The organism is Nocardia sp. CWNU-33, assembly GCF_046764895.1.
GTDB lineage: Bacteria > Actinomycetota > Actinomycetes > Mycobacteriales > Mycobacteriaceae > Nocardia.
On sequence record NZ_JBKOQN010000107.1, the window covers coordinates 1 to 1,355 of the forward strand.

General features: G+C 62.4%; 1 protein-coding gene. It reads right to left on the reverse strand.

Annotation, left to right across the window (positions count from 1 at the left end; all coding sequences use genetic code 11):
* Window positions 1–18: 18 nt before the first annotated feature.
* On the reverse strand, window positions 19–1,113 hold the full coding sequence (locus ACLMAL_RS39575) for an IS110 family transposase (RefSeq protein WP_412003761.1): 1,095 nt from the start codon (window positions 1,111–1,113) through the stop codon (window positions 19–21).
* Between the last annotated feature and the right edge of the window lie 242 nt (window positions 1,114–1,355).

The window sequence follows — 1,355 nt, forward strand, 5'->3', positions numbered from 1 at the left end:
TCGATGCTCCTATGTTTGTCAAGCTGCTGCGGTGAGCGATTGCTTGGTGCCTGGTCGGGGTAGGGCGGCGAAGACTTCTCGTGCGATGAATCGTTTGAGACAACGGAGGATTTCGCGTTTGCTGAGTCCTTCGGCTGTGCGGCGTGCGACGTAGGCGCGGGTGGGTTCGTGGCGGCGCATTCTGGTGATGGCGATGATGTAGAGCGCGCTGTTAGCGGCGCGGTCTCCCCCGCGGCTGAGTCGGTGCCGGCCGGTTGTCTTGCCACTACTTGCCGGTTGAGGGGCGGCGCCGCAAAGTTTGGCGAATGCGGCCTCGGTGGTCATTCGCTCAGGATTGTCGCCCGCGGTAATGAGAAGCTGACCGGCGATTTCGGCGCCGACTCCATGCAGTGCGGTCAGGGTCGGAGCGTGTTGCTCGACTAGATCGGCGACCTGACTGCTCAGCCGTTTGATGTCGGTGTCGAGGCTCTGCCATCGAAGGGCGAGATCGCGTAGTGCGATCTTGGTCGTGGCGATAAGCATTCGGTCAGGCTGGGAGAGGAGGGTAGCCGGTTCGCTGGTCTCCGGTCGCAGGCGCGAACAGCGGTTGATGAGTTCGCGGGCTTTGAGCGAACGTAGTTCTTCGCGAAGGCACTCGGGCGCTGTGACGATGATCGAGTGCAACGCGTTCATCGCCTGGGTGCGTGCTTTGACCGCCGTCGATCTGGTGACTCGCAGAATTCTGATCGACTCCACCGCACCAGATTTCGCCTTCGGTGTCGCAGTAGCTGTTCCAGCAAGGACCGAACGTGCAGCTTGTTCGGAGTCGAGCTGATCCGATTTGCCGTGCAGGCGTCGCATGGCGCGGGCGGGCCGGTTGACCTCGATGACCCGTTCGCCTTCGCTGGTGAGCAAACGTGTCAGCGCCGCACCGTAGCTACCCGTTCCTTCCACTCCGATCGCGTCGACTGTCCCGAAAGACCGCAGCCAGTCGAGCAGATCCCGATGCCCGGCGCCTGTCGCGGGAAACTGCTGGTCCGCGAGGAAGCGTCCGAAGACCGTCAGGACTGTGGCGTGGTGAGTTTCCTTGTGGGTGTCGATGCCGCCGACGACATGCTCTGTTGCGCTTGGCATTCTGGGACTGCTCTCCGTTCATCACTCAAAGGCGGTGAGCGGCCAGTCAGGCGGTGCGGACAAGTCTGTGACGGGGCTTCTGTCCAAGCTCCTATCAGGTCACGACCGTCTGACTGGCGCACGCGTGGACGCCCGCATCGAGGCGGTCGACAAATCGAACGAAGGACACCGCGGTCATACCTTGGCCAGGGTCAGACCGCCTGATGCGGGCGTCCCGGAAATACTCACAGACCTTGCCGTTG